The 2,708-nt window shown below is 47.2% G+C and carries 4 protein-coding genes; 1 reads left to right on the top strand and 3 read right to left on the bottom strand.

Annotation, left to right across the window (positions count from 1 at the left end):
• Both QUA83_RS30210 and QUA83_RS30205 read right to left on the bottom strand, forming a co-directional pair.
• The coding region (locus tag QUA83_RS30210) for a helix-turn-helix transcriptional regulator (RefSeq protein WP_333297890.1) at positions 1 to 368 on the bottom strand (368 nt) is incomplete at its 3' end.
• Between the two features lie 31 nt (positions 369 to 399).
• Positions 400 to 765 carry a helix-turn-helix transcriptional regulator gene (locus QUA83_RS30205; RefSeq protein ID WP_333057801.1) on the bottom strand — a complete coding sequence of 122 codons (366 nt, stop codon included), beginning with the start codon at positions 763 to 765 and terminating at the stop codon, positions 400 to 402.
• 136 nt (positions 766 to 901) lie between these two features.
• Here QUA83_RS30205 and QUA83_RS30200 point away from each other — a divergent pair, with 136 nt between their 5' ends.
• A complete protein-coding gene (locus tag QUA83_RS30200; RefSeq protein ID WP_333297888.1) occupies positions 902 to 1,318 on the top strand; it encodes a hypothetical protein in 417 nt (138 codons plus the stop codon).
• A 15-nt stretch (positions 1,319 to 1,333) separates the two neighbouring features.
• Here the strand turns inward: QUA83_RS30200 and prfA are convergent, their stop codons facing one another.
• Positions 1,334 to 2,428, bottom strand: coding sequence for a peptide chain release factor 1 (gene prfA / locus QUA83_RS30195; protein WP_333157142.1), 1,095 nt, complete (start codon positions 2,426 to 2,428; stop codon positions 1,334 to 1,336).
• Between the last annotated feature and the right edge of the window lie 280 nt (positions 2,429 to 2,708).

Raw genomic sequence — 2,708 nt, 5'->3', positions numbered from 1 at the left:
TTTTGGGGAAGCCGTTGGTTTAAAAAATGTAAAATTATATCATTTATTGGGATATTTACAAAATCGGGATGCTCCCCACTAATTGGTATACATTGAATTTTTTTAAGCAGATCGTTAGTATCCACGGGTTCCTGCACCGGCTTGCCTTCGAGGTGAGCCATGAGCTCTTCCATCGTAAAGCCTGCTCTTGTCGCAATCTGAGTCAAATTTTTCGTATCTGGAAGTACCTGCCCCTTTTCCCAATACAAGACAGAAGCAGCAGAAACTCCCAACAGCTTGCCAAAAGCAGTCAGACTCATCGAGCCCCGCGCTAATTTAACAACCTCACTCAGTTTTTTCTTAGCTTCTGCGTCCACGGTATCAGCCACCAGATAACCACAATTCCCAGTTTACAGAACATCAACCATACTTCCCAGAAGCTACAGCAGCGGCAGCCAGTCGCTCCATACCAGCTCGAACAATCACTGCTAAGTCACTCAGTGGCATACATTGGATTTTTTTAAGGAGCTCGTTGGTATTGACAGGTTCCGGCATTGGTTTGCCTTCGAGATGAGCCATTAACTCTTCCATCGTAAAGCCCGCTCTTGCCGCAATCTGAGTCAAATTTTTCGTATCCGGGAGTACCTGGCCCTTTTCCCAATACTGAACAGCAGACCCAGAGACTCCCAATAGCCTACCAAAAGCGCTAAAACTCAGGTCGCCACGGGCTAGCTTCACAACTTCGCTCAGTTTCTTCCTAGCTTCTGTGTCCACAGTATTAGTCACCAGATCAACACAACTCCTAGTTTACTTATCTACCAAAAAATCTGTCTTTCTTGCTTGACAGCAAAAAGTTTACCAGTTAGAGTGTAAATACTTTTGAAATCATAATTGTATTTGTAGCTAATCAGGGGCAGTAAAAATGACTCGCAAGACACGCAATACACGTCAAAGCCTTACAGCATCCGGTTGGCTAAAACCCCAGCGCTGGCAAATCTCCAAAATGGAAGCAGCCGAAGCCCTGAGAATGCCGGTCAACCGCATAGTCAAAGTGTACCCCAAACAACATCAAGTAATAGTCGTTTACCTCAACAAGAAAGGACAAAAATGCAGTTCTTTTTTCAGCTACAGACTATTTACCAGATGGCAGCAGGAGGCGATCGCAGCAATTACCAGTTGTCGAAACCAGCAAATCCTAGCACCCCTAGAAGTCATTGTACAATACGACCTCCAACATTTCAAATATCCAGTGGCGATCGCCGATGCAATTTGGGAAGCCCTACTCAACCATATCTCCCGCGTAACAAGGGGACTGAGGCTGAGTAAACAATGCGCCTAGCCCCCCATCACTCCATCAATTAGTAGAAGCAGCCAACTCAGCCAAACGTTCCTGCTGATCCTGAGAAATGCAAGTTTGAATAATCCCCTCAATATCCCCTTCCAAAACACTATTGAGCGAGAAATTCTCCCCCAAACGGTGGTCCGTAGCCCGATTGTCCTTATAGTTGTAAGTGCGAATCTTCTCCGATCGCGAACCAGTACCAACCTGAGCCAAACGCCGCGACTTCACCTCATCCTGCTGCTCCCGCAACTTCATCTCATAGAGCTTAGCCCGCAAAATCTGCATTGCCCGCTCCTTATTCTGCAACTGACTGCGCTCCTCAGTACAGAAAATCCGAATTCCCGTCGGCTTGTGAAACAAATCCGCAGCAGTTTCCACCTTGTTCACATTTTGACCGCCAGCGCCGCCCGATCGAGCCGTACTCATCTCAATATCCTTCGGATCGATGTGAATCTCCACATCATCCACCTCCGGCATCACAGCCACCGTCGCCGTCGAAGTATGCACCCGGCCGCCAGCCTCAGTCACAGGAACTCGCTGCACCCGGTGTACTCCAGCCTCAAACTTCAGCTTGCTATAAACGCTGTCGCCGGTAATTTCCAGAATCACCTCTTTAAAGCCGCCCATTTCCGCCAGCGACTCGCTCACCAACTTCACCTGCCAGCCTTGAGTTTGAGCGTAGCGCGAATACAGCCGCAGCAAATCTCCCGCCCAAATACTAGCCTCATCTCCGCCAGTACCCGCCCGAATTTCCAACATAATATTCTTGTCATCGTTCGGGTCGCGGGGGAGCAGCAAAACCTTCAAACGACTTTCCAAACTCTCCAGCTTCGCCTCAAGTTCCTGAACTTCCAGCGCAGCCATTTCTTGCATATCTCGATCGCCCGCGGCTTCCTTGAGAACCTGTCGCGCGCCCACCAAATCTTCCTGAGTGGTTTTCCACAGAGCAAAAGTATCGACCACTTCCTCCAAGGACGATCGAGCTTTCGCTACCCGTTGAAACTCTTGATTGTCCCTAGCCACATCCGGGTCAGCCATGCGGCGAGTCAACTCATTAAAAGTTTGCTCTACCGACTTCAATTTATCCAGCAAATAAGATTCAGCCATTGTCAGTTGTCCTTTGTCAATCGATTTTAGATTTTAGATTTTAGATTTTAGATTTTAGATTTGAAGAACAGTTGGGATAGAATCTCGATCAAACTCAACTGCCTGCATAGCGAAGTCTTCAATCTAAACTCTCCCATCCGAGGGCGGATCGATTTTAGATTTTAGATTTTAGAACTCAAGAGCAGTTAGGATAGAATGTCGAGCGGGAGCATCCCAATTTTGTAAAAGGGGAAAAGTATGATACAGTTCCCCTTTTATTTTAGCTTATCCCTATATTATA

Source organism: Microcoleus sp. K1-B1 (genome assembly GCF_036704705.1).
GTDB lineage: Bacteria > Cyanobacteriota > Cyanobacteriia > Cyanobacteriales > Microcoleaceae > Microcoleus.
This window is presented reverse-complemented; position numbering and strand designations above follow the sequence as displayed.